Consider the following 15,366-nt stretch of genomic DNA (forward strand, 5'->3'; position numbering starts at 1 on the left):
GGCGGCGCCGGGCGCTCGGAGCCGGACGGCCACGGACCGTCGCTCGGCCGAGGAGCGCGCGCGGACACGTCGGGTCTCACCTGCGAGGACGTCGGACGTAACCGCTGACGGCCGTGGTATCGATAGGGGCGTGCCGCACCTGTACCCGTCCGAGCCGTGGTGGCGTGACGCCGACGCCGCGACCAGCGCCGAGCGAGCGGTGTGGGAGGCGTTGGCCGCCCAGTTGCCCGACGACGCCGCGCTGTTCCATGGGCTGCGCCTGCAGGACGGCCCCCACGAGCACGAGATCGACCTGCTCGTCGCCTGGCCCGGCTTCGGGCTCGCGGTGATCGAGGTCAAGGGTGGGCACGTCACGCACGACGGCGACGGCTGGTTCCAGTCGGGCCGCGACGGGGTCCGCCGCCGGATCGACCCGGTGGCGCAGGCGCAGGACGCGCGCCACGCGCTGTCGACGCTGCTGCGCGGGCGTGGCTTGGCCGCCGGCTACGCCCGCGCCGCGCATCTGGTCGCGCTGCCTTTCCAGGCCGTCTCGCCGCACTGGGACGCGCTTGACCTGCCGCGTGCGATGGTCGTCGACCGGGGTGACCTGGAGCGGAGCTTCGGCGCGGCCGACCGGGTGCGCGCGGCGATCACGCGGTTCGGCGCGGGGTCGGCGCCCCTGGACGAGCCAGGGCGCGAGGCGCTGGCCGCGGTGGCCAGCGCCCTGCTGCGACCCGAGGCCGACGCCATCACGGCCGCCGCCGAACACGAGGTCCGCCTGGAGCAGCTCACTCAGGACCAGGCCTCGATCCTCGACCTGCTGCGCCACCAACGTCGGGTCCGGATCGTCGGCGCGGCGGGGTCGGGCAAGACGTGGCTGGCGCTGGAGCAGGCCCGACGGCGCGCGAAGGCGGGGGAGCGGGTCGCCCTGCTGTGCTACTCGCGCGGCCTCGGCTACTCGTTCCAGCGCGTCGTGGCCGGCTGGCCGGTCCGGGAGCGGCCCGCCTACGTCGGGCTGTTCCACGACCTCGCGCTGGGCTGGGGCGCGCCCGAGCCGCCGTCGGACGACGCGCCCGCCGCGATCCGGCAGGCCTACTACGAGACGGATCTGCCCGAGGCGCTCGGCGCCCTCGCGTGCCGCCGGGCGCCGTCGGACCTGTTCGACTCGGTCGTGGTGGACGAGGCGCAGGACTTCGGGCAGGTGTGGTGGCCGGCGCTCCTGCGGTGCCTGCGCGACCCCGACCACGGCGGCCTGTTCGTGTTCATGGACGACGACCAGGCGCTGTTTCCGCGTGACGGACGCCCCCCGATCGACCTGCCGCCGTTCGTGCTGGAGGAGAACCTCCGCTCGACCAAGCAGATCGCCCGGACGTTCGGCGCGCTCACCGACACCCAGGTGCAGCCGCGCGGGCTGAGCGGCGCGCCCGTGCGCGTCGTCGACGTGCCCTACGCCGGCGCCGTGGGCGGCGCCGACGACGCCGTCGACGCGCTGGTCGGCGAGGGGTGGGACCCCGGGCACGTCGCCCTCCTGACCACCGGGAGCAGGCACCCCGAGCAGCGCAACACCGTCGAGGTGGTGGGCTATGAGGCGTACTGGGCGGACTTCTTCGCCGCCACCGACGCCTTCTACGGCCACGTGTTGAACTTCAAGGGCTTGGAGCGGTCGGTCGTCGTCCTGGCGGTCAACGGCTTCCAGAACGCCGACCGGGCTCGGTCGATGCTGTACACCGGCATGTCGCGCGCCAAGTCGCTGCTGGTCGTCGTCGGCCCGCGCGCCGAGGTCGAGCGGATCGGTGGGGAGGCGGTGCGCCGCCGACTGGCCAAGGCCGAGGTGTGGGCCCCTGGCGCGTGAGCGCCGCCCAGGCGAGCGCGCGCCTGGTCCGTGGCTGTCGGCGCACCGGTAGCCGGGCTCATCGAGCAGGTCGGCGGGCTCGAGGAGGTCAGGGCGACCTTGTGCGGACGGTGTCGACATCGCCGTTCGAGGTGTAGGTTAGGCGAGCCTTGCCTAAGCGCACAGGCCGCCTTCTGTGACCCGGAGGAGGCGCCTGACCGCGCTGCCGCCGTGACAGGTCCGGCCACCGGATTGCCTGGAGCGACCGTTCGCCACGCCCGGCGCCGCGGCAAGGTCCGCAGGCCTCGAGAGGAGACTTCCCGTGACAGTCGCGCCCGCCCTGTGGGGCGAGAGCCTGGTGCTCGGCTACCAGCGCACCACCGTCGTCCACGGCGTCGCCGTGCGCCTGCGAGCCGGAGCGGTCACCGCGCTGGTCGGCCCCAACGGGTCGGGGAAGTCGACCGTGCTGCGCTCGCTCGCGCGCCTGCACCCGGTGGACCAGGGCGCTGTCCGGCTCGCTGGCGACGCCGACGCCGACGCCGACGCCGTCGACGCCGCGGCGCTGTCCGCGCGCGACTTCGCGCGCCGGGTCACGATGCTCGCCCAGTCGCGGCCGCACCCGTCCGGGCTCGACGTGCGCGATGTGGTCGCCTTCGGCCGCCACCCGCACCGGCGCCGGTTCGCCCCGCTGAGTGACGCGGACACGGCCGCGATCGACCGTGCGATGGCCATCACGGGCATCGGCGACATGGCGCGCCGCGCGGTCGACCAACTCTCGGGCGGAGAGCTCCAACGCGTGTGGCTGGCCACCTGCCTCGCGCAGGAGACGGGCGTCGTCTTGCTCGACGAGCCGACCAACCACCTCGATCTGCGCTACCAGGTGGAGACGCTCGACCTCGTGCGCGACCTGGCCGAGGAGCACGGCACCGCCGTCGGCGTCGTGCTGCACGACCTCGACCACGCGGCGTCGGTCGCCGACGACGTCGTGCTGCTCCACCACGGGCGCGTGATCGCGGTCGGCGCACCGGCCGACGTGCTGACCAGCGACCACCTGTCGCGCGCCTATGGCCTGCCCATCGACGTCACCACCGACCCCGGCACGGGCCGCGTCCGCGTACACCCGCGCGGCCGCCACCACGGTCGGACCCGCTGAATCGCCACGAACCCGCGCGCCGCCACGGTGCGCTCCGCCATGACGACCCCGTCACGACACTGCGAGGAAACCCCCATGTCTCTGCGCAAGACCGCCTCCCTGGCCGGCGCCACGCTCCTGCTGCCCCTGGCCCTCGCGGCCTGCGGCACGACCGACGCCGGAGCCACCGCGGCGGCGCCGACCGGCGCCTCGACCGGCGAGTGCGCCGACGTGCCCACATCCACCGGTCCCGTCTCCCTGACCGACTCGTTCGGCCGCTCCGTCACGCTCGACAAGCCCGCCGAGCGGGTCGCCGTGCTGGAGTGGCAGCAGGTCGAGGACGCCCTCACGCTGTGCGTCGCGCCCGTCGCCGTCGCCGACGTCGCCGGCTACACCACGTGGGACGGGGCCGAGACCCTCCCCGCGGGGGTGACCGACGTCGGCACGCGGGGTGAGCCCAACCTGGACGCCCTGTTCGCGGCCGACCCGGACCTCATCATCGTCGAGGCCTACACGGCTGACGACGAGATCATCAAGAAGCTCGCGGAGTACGACGTCCCGGTGCTGGCGACCCAGGGCGCCGACGCCGCCGATCCCGTCGCGAACATGATCGACACGTTCGACCTCATCGCCCAGGCGACCGGTCGGACCGAGCGTGCGGCGAGCGTCGTCGACGAGTTCGAGGCACACCTCGCCGACGCGAAGCGCAAGATCGCCGACGCCGCGCCCGCGCACACCGACTTCGTCTACTTCGACGGGTGGATCGACGGCGGCAACGTCGCCCTGCGCCCCTTCGGCCAGGGATCGCTCGTGGGCGAGCTGGGCGAGGAGCTGGGCCTGACGAACGCCTGGACCGGCCAGGTCGACCCCGTCTACGGGCTGGGGCAGTCGGATATCGAGGGCATGGCGCCCGTCGGCGCGTCGACGCTCCTGTACACCGGGACGAAGGACGAGGAGGACTGGACCGCCGGGCTGGCCAAGAACGCCGTGTGGGCGAACCTGCCCGCCGTCGTCGAGGGCCGCACCCACGCCTTCCCCGCGGCGATCTGGACCTTCGGTGGGCCGCGGTCGGCCGAGATGATCATCGACGCGTACGTCGACATCTTCGCCCAGTGACCCGATGACCGTCACGAAGCCGCACACGGCAGCGTCACCACGCGCCCAGGTCCTCGCGCCGGCGACCCGCCCCCGCGTCTGGGCGCAGGGAGCGGGCGTGGTGCTCGCGCTCGTCGTCGCCGTCGTCCTGGTCGGCGCCTGGCACCTGACCCAGGGCACGTCGAACGTCGGTCCGCGCGAGCTGCTCGGTCTGCTGACCGGCGACGGCGACGCGGGCGTGCGCGACATCCTCGTCGGCTCACGCCTGCCGCGCCTCGCGGCGGGCGTGGCCGTCGGGTTCGCGCTCGGGGTGGCCGGAGCCCTCTTCCAGTCCATCTCCCGCAACCCGCTCGCCTCGCCCGACACGCTCGCCGTCACCGGTGGCTCCTACCTCGCGATCGTCGTCGTCGCCGCGTTCGGCCTCACGGTGCCGTTCTGGGCGTCAGGGATCGTCGCGTTCATCGGTGGGATCGCGGCCGCCGCGCTCGTGCTCGGCCTCGCGGGCGGGGCCGGGGCCGGCGGCAGTCGGCTCGTCCTGGCCGGCGCCGCCGTCGCCATGGCGCTCCAGGCCGGCGTCTCGACGTTGCTGATCCTGTTCCAGAACGAGACCACCGGGCTGTTCGCGTGGGGCAGCGGCACGCTGAGCCAGCTCGACCTGACCGCCTTCTGGCGGGCGCTGCCCGTCGTGGTGCTCGCCACCGCCGTCGGGCTGTCGCTCTCGCGCCGGCTCGACGTCCTCGGCTTGGGCGACGACACCGCCGCGGCGCTCGGAGTGCCCGTGCGAGCGACGCGCGCGGTCGGAGTCGTGCTCGCGGTCCTCCTGACCGCGGCGGCTGTCACCCTCGCGGGGCCGATCGGCTTCGTCGGGCTCGCCGCCCCGGTGATCACACGGCTGCTCGCGCGCGTCGTGCCCGCCCTGAGCCGACATGCGCTGTCGCTTCCGACGGCGGGACTGCTCGGCTCACTCGTCGTCGTGCTCGCCGACGCCGTCGTGCGCGCCCTGCTCGGTGCGGACGCCGCGCTCGCGGTGCCCACCGGCGTGGCGACCACCGTGCTCGGCGCGCTCATCATGGTGGCGCTCGCTCGCCGGCTGCGCGACGCCGGGCCGACGACGCGGCCGCCCGCCGCCATCGGCGGGCCGCGCAGCGCGCGACGCTTCGTCATCGTGGTCGCGGCCGTGGCACTGCTCGCCGTGGCCGTCGTCGTGGTCGGGCTGCTCGCCGGGTCGACGTGGCTGCGCACGGGTGACATCGCGCTGTGGGCGCAGGGCGAGGGGCCCGCCGTCGTGCGGTTCGCTCTCGATGAGCGCGCCCCCCGCGTCGCGGCCGCGGTCGTCGCCGGAGCGGCGCTCGCGCTGTCCGGCACGATGGTGCAGGCGACCGCCCGCAACCCGCTCGCCGAGCCGGGCATCCTGGGCATCACGGGAGGCGCCGGGCTCGGCGCCGTGATCGTCGTGACCGCCGTCGCGGGCACCGCCTGGGGCAACGGGGTCGCGGCGAGCGCGAGCGCCACCCTCGCAGCAGCCGTCATCGGGGGCCTGGGCGCGTTCGCCCTCGTCTACCTCCTCGCCTGGCGCTCGGGGCTCCTGGCCGACCGCCTCGTGCTCGTCGGCATCGGCGTGCTGAACCTGACGGCGGCGCTGACGACATTCCTCCTGCTGCGCGCCGACCCGTGGAACACCCCACGCATCTACACGTGGCTGTCCGGGACGACCTATGGACGCGGCTTCGGGGAGGTGGCGCCCGTTCTGGTCCTGCTCGCCCTCGCCGTGCCGCTCGCCGCCTCGATGCCGCGCGAGCTCGACCTGCTCGCGCTCGACGACGACACACCCCGGCTGGTCGGCGTCGGCCTGGAGCGCACCCGTCTCCTCGTGCTCGGCGTCGCGGCGGCGCTCGCGGCCACCAGCGTGACCGCCGTCGGCGTCGTCGGGTTCGTCGGCCTCGTGGCGCCGCACGCCGCACGCGCACTCGTCGGCGGGCGCCACGCCCGGGTGCTGCCCGTGGCGATGCTGATCGGAGCGGTGCTGCTCGGACTCGCGGACACCCTCGGGCGCACGGTGATCGCGCCCGCCCAACTACCGGCCGGCCTGGTCGTCGCGCTGTTGGGCGCGCCGTACTTCGTGTGGCTGCTGGGGCGGTCGCGGGCCTGAGGCTCGATCAGAGCTCACTCAAGCCCGAGCCGATGGAGCATGTCCTGGTCGATGTCGGCGCGGAACGCCGGCGGCAGGTACAGCGTCGAGATCCCCGATAGGTCCTGCGCGTCGACCACGTCGAGGGTCGTCGACCTGATGGTGGGCGGCAGGTGCGGATAGGTGGACGCGTCGTAGATGACCACCGTGTGGTCGCTCGGGTACGTCTGCTGGAGGTACTCGATCAAGATCGGGAAGTTGTGCCGCTCATAGCCGGCGAAGTTGAAGCCGTCGTCTCCCACGCACTCGGCCTGCCAGATCAGCACGTGCATGGTCGGGTTGAGCTGGCGCCGCCGGATCAGCAGATCGGTGGCGTCAACCGTCTGAAGGCCCGCGCTGGACGGGTCGATGCCCAGATCGGCGAAGAGCGAGTCCTGGGACGAGATGGCTGGGGCCATCTCGGCTCGCAAGCCGGCTGCCCGCGCCTGGCGGATCGACTCGTGCGTCGCCCACGCGAAGATGCCGGGGTGGCCGTAGAAGACCGCGCACACGCGCTTTCCCTCACGCAACGGGGTCAGCATCGCCTCGACCATCTCCCGGTAGGTGTCGATCCTCGGCTTTCCGTTGCCGTACAGGCCGTAGAGGGAGTGCGCGTTCGGGTTCAGCTCGTGGATCTGGAGTTCGGTGATCGGATCGGCGACGCAGTAGACCACCACGTCTGCGGCGATGATCTGGTCGCGTGCGCCCAAGGTCAGATCGCTGATGGGACGGATGCCCGATCCGACGACGACGAGCCGTCCGGGGCTGTCCCAATCCGTCCGCTCGAAGTGGCGGATGGCGTCGTCGATGTTGAGTGTGAGGCGATCGCGCCAATCGCTGGAGTTGGTGGTCGTCGTGGTGGCGTCGGTCGTGGTGATGTGCGTGGTGTCGATCGTGGTCGAGTGGACGTCGACGTGTGTTTCGATCGTGATGGAGTTCGCGTTGAAGTTGTTTGTGTTGATCGTGATCGGATCGATCGCCACGACGTCGGGCGGCAACTGGTCGCTGACCTTGGCCGCCAGACCCGCGGCCTCAAGCTCCCTCAGCGACTGCAGCCGCAGCCAGCCTCGCAGGCCTTGGCGCACCGCGTGCTGCTCGGCGGGGCTCAGCGCGCTCGCGCGCAGGACGGCCTGCGGATCGCGTTCGTACGCGTCGAGGCTGTCGGCCGAGGTCAGCGAGAGCAGAAAGGCGGTGAGCGGGGCCGCCGTCGTGTCCCCACGCGCCTTCAGGAGCGTGCGCGGGGTTCGTCCGATCGGCTTGGACAGCGCGACCGTCTCGATCGCCCGCTCCACCGGAAGCCGGTGAATGCGCTCGAGGACCGTGGCGGCTTGGCGCAGCACCTTCGCACCGCGCGCGCTCACATGGCCGTCGAGCGAGTCGATGACGGTCCGCGCGTTGTCCAGAAGGTCGGCGCTGAGCTCCGCGTCCGGGTGGCTCACCGTGCGGGCGGCCTCCTGGAGGACCACCGTGAGCGCGTCTTGCAGCCGAGGGTTGTCGGCGGCGACCTCGACAAGGGCGGGGGCGAGAGTCTGGAACTCGTCCCACCATGCGCCGAGGCCGGGGAGCGTGCGGAACGGACCATCGCGGAACGCCCGCAGGTCGTCCATGGACGTTCCCGTGTCGGTCGCCGCGAAAGAGCTGAAGAGGCTCTCCAACGAGCACGTGATGTCTGGCAGGCCGCGGATTCGGCCCTGCAACTCCCAGTCGCCGTCGCCGGCCTCGTCATCGCCCCACCGTCGCGAGATCGGGATCGTCACGCTCGTCGCGAGTTCGTCGGAGTCGGTGGTGAACGCCTCACTGCCGATCTGGTCGTCGTTGTCGCCGAAGGTGCCGTACCAGATCAGCTGCCAGCCGCTCATCGCGTTCTTGACGGCGGCCTTGACAAGGGCGCCCACGGACGCCTTGACGGTGGCGATGGCCGCGTCGATCTGCTCTTTGGTCGGTTTGGACAGGGCGTGCTGGAAGCTTGCGGCCACCTTCGTCACGCCGAGGTAGACGCCGTCGACGAAGGCCTGATAGCCCGCCTCCGCCAGACTGTTCGGCCACCCGTCCTCCTCCATGGCGACCACGATCACGCCGATGATGCCCGGAAGGTTCTCGCCGACGAGACCTCGCACGAAGGGATCATTGACGGGGATCGGCTTGAGCTTGGTGTGCCAGAACCCGATCCCCTCGGGGATCGCCACGGCGTCGCCAGCGTCGACGTCGGTGTTCCCGAGGTTCCCGTGCCCGCCCGTGCGTGAGTCGATGAGCGGCGCGCCGATGAGTCCGGAGCCCGGCTGCACCGCGTAGTTGTCGCCGTCGACCTTGAAGTAGCACGCCCACAGATACGGCTCGGCCGTCCCCCAACCGTCGCCCTCGTCGTGACAGACCAGGTACTCCAAGCTCACATCGACGTTCTGAGTTGTCGCCATCTCGACTCCAGGTGGGTACTGAGCCTCAAGTTCGCCATGCGGCGTGAACGTCCGCCTCAACGTCGAGAGGCGGGCGGCCCCGCCGCTGATACACCGCGCCGGTCATCTCCACCGGCCGGTCATCGCGCGCCAGGCCAGCGCGTTCAGCCGTGGCTGCGCGCCCGCGACCCGGGAGGATGGCCACCATGCAGACGGCGATCATCACCGGCGGCGCTGGCGGGATGGGCTTGGCGACCGCCGCAATCCTCGGACGCGACCACAAGGTGGTGATCGCCGACGTCGACCGCGAACGACTCGACGCGGCGGCGGACGGCCTGCGGGCGGCCGGTGTCGACGCGCAGGCGGAGGTCTGCGACATCACGGACCGCGCGTCGGTGGACGCACTCTTCGCTGCGGCCGGCCCCGAACTGCGCGCCGTGGTGCACGCCGCCGGGGTCAGCCCACAGATGGGCTCGGGCGCGATGATCGCGAGGATCAACGCCCTCGGGACGGTCCACATCGACACCGCGGCCCTTGAGGTCGCCGGCGACGGGTTCGCCGTGGTCAACGTGGCCTCCATCGCCGGCCATATGTTGCCCTCGGCGCTGGCGCCACGGCGCACCTATCGGCTCGCGCTGACCGATCCGGAGGCGTTCTCGGCCAAGTTGGAGTCCAAGGCGCGGCGCCCGGGTAGCGCGTACTCAGTCTCCAAGAACTTCGTGCTCTGGTACACGCGGAAGATGGCCGCCGCGTTCGGGGCGAAGGGGGCGCGAGTGCTGTCGGTGTCGCCCGGCACCTTCGACACCTCGATGGGGCGACTGGAGGAGAAGAGCGGCTCGGGGAAGTTGGTCGAGTTCGCCGCGCTCAAGCGGTTCGGCCGACCCGAGGAGGTTGCTGAGCTGCTGGCCTTCTGCGCGGGAGACAAGGCCGGCTACCTCACCGGGACTGACATCCTCATCGACGGCGGCGCCAAGGCCGGCCTTGGCCTGCGCGGTGTGATCGCCCTGGCGCGCGGCTGACGGCGGACTCTGTCAGCGACCGCTGGCGGCGGTCGGTCCGGAGGGGTCGTCGATGGCGGGGTAGTGGCTCGACTGGCTTGAGGGCGCCTGGAGCATCCCGGTGATCGCGTCGGCGAGGAACTGCCCCACGGCCTCCCAGCGCGGGTCCTCTCCGCCCTCGGCGGCGCGCTCGACGTCCGCGCAGGTGTCGATCATGATCCGGGTCATCAGCCGGGCGCGCCCGACGGCGATAGCCCGGTCCACGTGCGTCATCCGGCTCAGCAGCGAGGCGCCGATCTTCAGGGTGAGCGGTGTGGACTCGAGCACCTCGCGCCCGCGTGCCGCCGCGTTCGCGTCGCCGAGCGTGCGGGCCAGGAAGCGGGCTCGCCAACTGGGGGTGGGCAGCGCGGCGAACGTCTGCGTCATCGGCAGCACGAAACTGCGCACATCGCCCAGGAGGGAGTCGGACTGCGTGAAGAGGCGCTCTCTGGCCTCCTCGAACGAGGCGGTCTGCCGGTCCAGGAGTGCGCGCAGCAGTCCGTCGCGGCTGCCGAAGTAGTACGCCACGGCCGAGTGGTTCTTGTGGCCGGCGGCGTCGGCGACCTTGCGGTCGGAGACCTGGGGGATGCCCTGCTCGGCGAACAGGCGCTCGGCTGCGTCGAGCAGTGCGGTGCGGCCATCGGTTCTGGTCATCAGGCGTAAGGCTCCCGGGTCTGGCGAGGCGACCAGGCTATCGAGCGGAGGGGGGCTACTCATTTTAAGTCGGGTGACTTATGCTTGCGATCGCAACGACACGAACGGAGCCAGCCATGGACTCGTCGACCACCATGATCGACACCCCCGAACCTCCCGACACGGACATCTCCGTCGCCGAGCTTGAGCAGGACCTGACACTGCCGTCCGCCAAGCGCTCCCGACGGACGGCCCGCGGCGCGGGCGGCGGCCGCGGCGCGCGGATCGGGATGCTCGTCGGGGTCCTGGTGTTCCCGTTCGTGATGGTCTCGATGATGTACTCGACCTACCTGGGCACGATGCACGCCCCGCAGGTCGTCGACCTGCCCGTCGCCGTCGTCGCGACCAGCGACCAGACGGGCGCGGCGAGCGTCTTCGCAGCCCTCGACGCCGTGGCTGACGACCAGGTCGCGCCGCGCATGGTCGCGACCGTCGACGAGGCGCGCGGCCTGCTCTCCGAGCAGCAGATCGCCGCCGCGATCGTGCCCCCCGCCGCCGAGGGCCAGCCCGCCACGGTGTACGTCGCGGGCGCGGCCGGGGCCTCCAAGTCCCAGACCGCGCAGAGTCTCGTGCTGCCCGCCGCCGCGGGACTCGGCTGGGCGACCCAGGTCGAGGACGTCGCACCCCTGCCCGACGGCGACGCCACCGGCACGGTCGTGCTGTTCGCCGCAATGGGCATGATGCTCGCCGGGTACGTGCCGTTGAGCATCATGATGATGGGCACCCCGCACCTGTTGCGCCTGCGCCGCTTCCTGCCCGTACTGGCAGGCTGGGCGGTGATCGTGCCCACCGTGATCTGGCTGCTGCTCGGCCCGCTCGTCGGGGGAGTGGACGGGCACTACCTGACGTTCCTCGGCATCGGAGCCCTCACCGTGGCCGCCGTGGGCTTGATGCAGCTCTTCCTCACCAAGGCTGTGGGCCCGCTCGGTGTGCTCCTCGGGATGCTCCTGCTCGTGGTCTTCGGCATGCCGGCGTCCAACCTGGCGCTGCCCGTCGAGTCCATGCCCGGGTTCTTCGGCGCGCTGCACCACGTCCTGCCGTTGTCCGCAGCCGGTGAGGCGCTGCGCTCGGCCCTGTACTTCGACGGCGTCGGACTGGCCCCGCACCTGATCACCCTCGCCGTCGGCCTGGTCGTCGGGCTCGCGCTGTCGGCCGTGCTCGACCGCAAGAACGGCGACGTCATCCCCGCCGCCTCCAAGTTCGAGAACTCCGACACCCCGCTGCCCGCGTTGCCCGGCGGGCCCCTGCGGTCCAAGCGGACCCGGTACATCGCCGCCGCGGCGTTCCCCGGCACGATGATGGTCCTGGTCGTCGGGCTCATGGGCTTCTCCATGCACGCCCCGGACGTGCACGACCTGCCCGTCGCCGTCGTCGGCGCCACCACCGAGGCGGCGGACCAGGCGGCCTCCGGACTGCAGGGGTCGCTCGGCGACCTAGTCGACCTGCGGACCTTCGACTCGGTCGCACACGCCGACCAGGCGATCGAGAGCCAGGAGGTCGTCGCCACGTTCGTGCTGCCGGGCGTCGACGGCGCCCAGGGCGCGCAACTGCGGACCGCCTCCGGCGCAGGCAAGACCCAGCAGCAGGTCGTGAGCCAGATCTTCACGCAGATCACCGCCGCACAGGGGCTCGCGCTGGAGCAGGTTGACGTCGCGCCGCTGACCGACACCGACACCCAGGGCAGCGACAGCCTCTACGTCGCCATGGCCTGGGTCATGGCCGGGTTCCTCATCGCCGTCGTGCTGCGCGGCGGCATGCCGCAGGTGCGCACCATGCGACGCCATCTGCCGATCCTGCTCGGCTGGGCGGTGGGCATGTCGGTGTGGCTGTGGTTCCTGTTCGCCGTCCTGATCGACGCCGTTCACGGCAACGCGTGGTCGCTCATCGGCATCGGGGCGCTGACGATCTTCGCCGTCTCCCTGGTGACCTCCGTCTTCACGCGAAGCATCGGGATGGCCGCCGTGCCCGTCGTCGTGGTGGCGATGCTGCTCGCCGGCGTCCCCGCCTCGGGTGGCGGCATGTCGCTGTACATGGTCCCGGACGTGTTCCGCGCCCTGCACGACGTGCTCCCGCTCGCCGCGGGCGTCGACGCCGTCCGCTCGCTGACCTACCTCGGTGGGGCAGGGGTGACGCAGAACGTCCTGGTCATCCTCGCGTGGGGCGCGGCCGGCCTCCTGGCGAACGGGCTGATCGAGCGGCGCCTGCTCAGGCGGCCGGCGAACCAGGCGCCCGCCCGGTTCCTCGTGGACGCCTGACGGGGGGGGCGGGCTGACTTGGACGCCGCGCCGCACAGCGGGTGGCGCGGCGCCCGCTAGGGATCCTTCCTTACCGGGGAATCAGCGTGTCCAAGAACCGGGTTCGCCCGTCGGCCACGCGAGCGACGCACGGCGCCGGCGCGATCCCCGGGCGGCGAGCCACGCATGGGTGATCTCGTCGAACCGGGCGTGGTCAACCCTCTCCAGGACCCGGTTGACCGTGCGCGCCGACGTCCACCCCCGCGAGAACCCGAACCCCAGGCCGATGCCCGCGGGTTGGTCGTGCGCCCAGTCCAGCACCAGCGTGACCCGGGTCGCGCCAGCGATCCCCGCAGCGACAACCAGCGAGAGCACACTCGCCAACGGTTCACCTGTGAACCTCGAGCGCGGGTCCGGGACCTGTCCCAGCGCCGTCATCACTGCTTACGGTGCGCCACAGGTCCGACGCAACGATGTGCCGTGACTGTGCGAGCAGCGATCGGGGTGAACCTACGCTCCGTATGAAGTTTCCGTCGCTGAAGTCGGGTACGCAGCCGCGTTGCTGGACGCTCGCCATGTAACCACACCACTTAAATTCGTTCATTCTTAATCACCTTCCATATTTATGGTTTGGTCAGCTGCGTCGGCAAGCGTAGAGCGATGTGTGCTTAGAATTACCGTCATTTGCGAGGAGAGCTTCTTGAGGGCGGAAATCAGGCGGGCCTCATTCGCAGCGTCCACCTGAGCCGTCGGTTCGTCGAGGATCAGCATTCGGGGGCGCCGCAGTAGTGCCCTTGCAATGGAGATCCGCTGTCGCTCTCCTCCGGAGAGGCTTACGCCGTGATCGTCAACGTGAGAATCTAGTCCGTTGGGCAGACGGCTGATTGTCTCGCTCAATCCGAGAAGCGAAACTACGTCAATCAAGTCATCTTCATGCGGAATATGGTGAACACCATAAGTGAGATTTTCGCGAATGGTGCCCCAGAAAATCGGAGCTTCTTGTTGCACGAATGCTGTGAAGCTGTTCGTTTCCTTGACGGAGGCAGGGTTGAGTACTGCGCCGTCTATACGTACCTCTCCTGCTTCCGGGTCCTCAAGCCCGCAGAGAATGTGCAGGAGAGTCGTCTTCCCACTTCCTGATGACCCCAGTATCGCAGTGATGCCGCCCGGCGTGGCCTCCATGGAAAGGTCCTTAAGGACAGGATGTTCCGATCCTGGATAGCTAAAGCTAATGTTCTGCGCAGCTACTTTAGCTGGCCGGGCACGCGTGAAGGCGGGGTTGGGTCCTGAATCATCTTCGACGGCATCTGCCGCTGCGGGCTCGTCGAGAACCTCGTTGATACGGTGAAGAGATCCCAGTCCTCGCTGAATGGTAGTCATTGCTTGAAACCCGACGATCACGGGTGGAATGAGGACGCCGAAGTACAACACGAAGGAGACAAACTCTGGGAGTCCCAGTGCGCCGGATGCAACCCTAACGCCTCCAAGGCCGAAGACGACGAGAAGCGCAAGGTTTGCCCCGAAGAGGAGAACAGGGGTAGTCATTGCGTCCCAGGTTGCAGCGCGCAGTCCAGCTCGCCATGATTGCTCGGCTCTCGTTACAAGACGGTCTCGCTCTTTAGATTGCATACCGGAGGTGATCACCGTGATGAAGCCGCCGAGGACCCGATCAAGATCTGCTGATAGTGCACCCACGTACTGGTTGGCTTCTTCGGCTTCTTTTGTGATCTTTGAGAGGAACGTCCAGGATATAATCCCGGCGACCGCGAAGATGGCAAGGCTTGTGGAGAACAGCACCGGATCAATTATTACCATCAACACAATTGCCCCGAGGAGTGTGAGGACTGCTCCTGTGGCCTCAATCGTGCCATCGCTCAGAATTGATCGGAGATTGCTGGCATCGTTGCCGACTCGTGCTATGAGATCCCCGCGGCGAAACCTGCGATAGCTCGAAAGTCTCCAGAACAGGATGTTTCCCACAAGTCTTTTCCGCACATCCAGTACTACATGCTCACCGGCCCGCAGGAGCACCCACGATTGCACACCTGAGACGACTACGTCTGATAGGAGCAATGCGCCCAGGACGCTTAACGGGGTTGCGAATCCGCCACCTTGCAAGGCAGCGTTTATGATCTGCATCATGGCGATTGGTTGCGCCACAGATATGCCGGCTCCGATAGCAGAAAGCGCGACTCCGGCGAAAATCTTCAAACGATGCGGCTCCAGGAAGGACCATAGTTCACGGGCGCGAGCTTGGGGACCCAAGTCGGGGAACTGGCTATCAGTCAGTGTTTCCACGGTAAGTCCCTTCTCCTCCTAGCCAAGGTGGTCAGGTCCTATCCTGATCATGCGAGATGGTAACAACGGTGTTATAAAGGAGATGTGCTATCAAGGGCGGAACAATTCCGTTCACTACAAAGAGTGCGCCCAGAAGCGTCCCTACACAAATACTAACAGGTGCGTTGATTGGGTAACTCCGGCATAATGGTCTGGTGCGTGAGAATGATGGCCGGAAGATGTCGAAGGCGACGAAGGAAGAGGTTCGCCTGAGGGCGGTGGCGGCGGTGCGCGAGGGGCATCATCCGGAGGATGTGGCCTTGTCGTTGGGGTTGCATCGTAAGTCGGTGTACCCGTGGTTGGCTGCTGAGCGGGCGGGTGGCCGTGAGGCGTTGATCGCCAGCGTGCCCCGGGGAAGGCGCCGAAGCTCACCGCGGAGCAGCAGGCGCGGGTGCGGGCGATCGTGGTGGGGAAGAGTCCGCGGCAGGACCAGGGCTCCGGCATTGTCGGTTCTGTAGGGCTGCGACC

The 15,366-nt window shown here is 69.8% G+C and carries 11 protein-coding genes; 7 read left to right on the plus strand and 4 right to left on the minus strand.

What is annotated here, in order from left to right; all coding sequences use genetic code 11:
* Positions 1 to 130 precede the first annotated feature (130 nt).
* The 4 genes from EV386_RS03890 (at position 131) to EV386_RS03905 (ending at position 6,186) form a co-directional block, all read left to right on the plus strand.
* The gene (locus EV386_RS03890; protein ID WP_242607820.1) at positions 131 to 1,831 is read left to right on the plus strand and encodes a nuclease-related domain-containing DEAD/DEAH box helicase; all 1,701 of its coding nucleotides are present in this window, start codon (positions 131 to 133) and stop codon (positions 1,829 to 1,831) included.
* Between the two features lie 301 nt (positions 1,832 to 2,132).
* Complete coding sequence (locus EV386_RS03895) at positions 2,133 to 2,963, plus strand: ABC transporter ATP-binding protein (protein WP_130412513.1); 831 nt, start codon at positions 2,133 to 2,135, stop codon at positions 2,961 to 2,963.
* 75 nt (positions 2,964 to 3,038) lie between these two features.
* Positions 3,039 to 4,058, plus strand: coding sequence for an ABC transporter substrate-binding protein (locus tag EV386_RS03900; RefSeq protein WP_130412514.1), 1,020 nt, complete (start codon positions 3,039 to 3,041; stop codon positions 4,056 to 4,058).
* Between the two features lie 4 nt (positions 4,059 to 4,062).
* A complete protein-coding gene (locus EV386_RS03905; protein ID WP_130412516.1) occupies positions 4,063 to 6,186 on the plus strand; it encodes an iron ABC transporter permease in 2,124 nt (707 codons plus the stop codon).
* 14 nt (positions 6,187 to 6,200) lie between these two features.
* Here EV386_RS03905 and EV386_RS03910 read toward each other — a convergent pair whose 3' ends face one another.
* Positions 6,201 to 8,618, minus strand: coding sequence for an SAM-dependent methyltransferase (locus EV386_RS03910; protein ID WP_130412518.1), 2,418 nt, complete (start codon positions 8,616 to 8,618; stop codon positions 6,201 to 6,203).
* A 185-nt stretch (positions 8,619 to 8,803) separates the two neighbouring features.
* On the opposite strand from EV386_RS03910, the gene EV386_RS03915 reads away from it, so the two are divergent.
* Positions 8,804 to 9,616 carry an SDR family oxidoreductase gene (locus tag EV386_RS03915; protein ID WP_207216462.1) on the plus strand — a complete coding sequence of 271 codons (813 nt, stop codon included), beginning with the start codon at positions 8,804 to 8,806 and terminating at the stop codon, positions 9,614 to 9,616.
* 12 nt (positions 9,617 to 9,628) lie between these two features.
* Here the strand turns inward: EV386_RS03915 and EV386_RS03920 are convergent, their stop codons facing one another.
* The gene (locus tag EV386_RS03920; RefSeq protein ID WP_130412522.1) at positions 9,629 to 10,288 is read right to left on the minus strand and encodes a TetR/AcrR family transcriptional regulator; all 660 of its coding nucleotides are present in this window, start codon (positions 10,286 to 10,288) and stop codon (positions 9,629 to 9,631) included.
* A 116-nt stretch (positions 10,289 to 10,404) separates the two neighbouring features.
* Between EV386_RS03920 and EV386_RS03925 the strand changes: the two genes are divergently transcribed.
* A complete protein-coding gene (locus tag EV386_RS03925) occupies positions 10,405 to 12,582 on the plus strand; it encodes an ABC transporter permease (protein WP_130412524.1) in 2,178 nt (725 codons plus the stop codon).
* An 81-nt stretch (positions 12,583 to 12,663) separates the two neighbouring features.
* Here EV386_RS03925 and EV386_RS03930 read toward each other — a convergent pair whose 3' ends face one another.
* Both EV386_RS03930 and EV386_RS03935 read right to left on the minus strand, forming a co-directional pair.
* A complete protein-coding gene (locus EV386_RS03930; RefSeq protein ID WP_130412526.1) occupies positions 12,664 to 12,999 on the minus strand; it encodes a transposase family protein in 336 nt (111 codons plus the stop codon).
* 168 nt (positions 13,000 to 13,167) lie between these two features.
* Entirely contained in the window at positions 13,168 to 14,772 is a 1,605-nt protein-coding gene (locus EV386_RS03935; protein WP_165399833.1) for an ABC transporter ATP-binding protein, read from the minus strand.
* 305 nt (positions 14,773 to 15,077) lie between these two features.
* Here EV386_RS03935 and EV386_RS18955 point away from each other — a divergent pair, with 305 nt between their 5' ends.
* Complete coding sequence (locus EV386_RS18955; RefSeq protein WP_423218992.1) at positions 15,078 to 15,356, plus strand: helix-turn-helix domain-containing protein; 279 nt, start codon at positions 15,078 to 15,080, stop codon at positions 15,354 to 15,356.
* Positions 15,357 to 15,366 lie beyond the last annotated feature (10 nt).

The sequence above is a fragment of the Xylanimonas ulmi genome, from assembly GCF_004216535.1.
GTDB classification, from domain to species: Bacteria; Actinomycetota; Actinomycetes; order Actinomycetales; family Cellulomonadaceae; genus Xylanimonas; species Xylanimonas ulmi.

Coding starts and splice junctions, on each gene's coding strand:
- EV386_RS03900 (WP_130412514.1), top strand. CDS start 3,039: ATGTCTCTGCGCAAGACCGCCTCCCTGGCCGGCGCCACGCTCCTGCTG.
- EV386_RS03905 (WP_130412516.1), top strand. CDS start 4,063: ATGACCGTCACGAAGCCGCACACGGCAGCGTCACCACGCGCCCAGGTC.
- EV386_RS03910 (WP_130412518.1), bottom strand. CDS start 8,618: ATGGCGACAACTCAGAACGTCGATGTGAGCTTGGAGTACCTGGTCTGT.
- EV386_RS03915 (WP_207216462.1), top strand. CDS start 8,804: ATGCAGACGGCGATCATCACCGGCGGCGCTGGCGGGATGGGCTTGGCG.
- EV386_RS03920 (WP_130412522.1), bottom strand. CDS start 10,288: ATGACCAGAACCGATGGCCGCACCGCACTGCTCGACGCAGCCGAGCGC.
- EV386_RS03925 (WP_130412524.1), top strand. CDS start 10,405: ATGGACTCGTCGACCACCATGATCGACACCCCCGAACCTCCCGACACG.
- EV386_RS03930 (WP_130412526.1), bottom strand. CDS start 12,999: ATGACGGCGCTGGGACAGGTCCCGGACCCGCGCTCGAGGTTCACAGGT.
- EV386_RS18955 (WP_423218992.1), top strand. CDS start 15,078: ATGTCGAAGGCGACGAAGGAAGAGGTTCGCCTGAGGGCGGTGGCGGCG.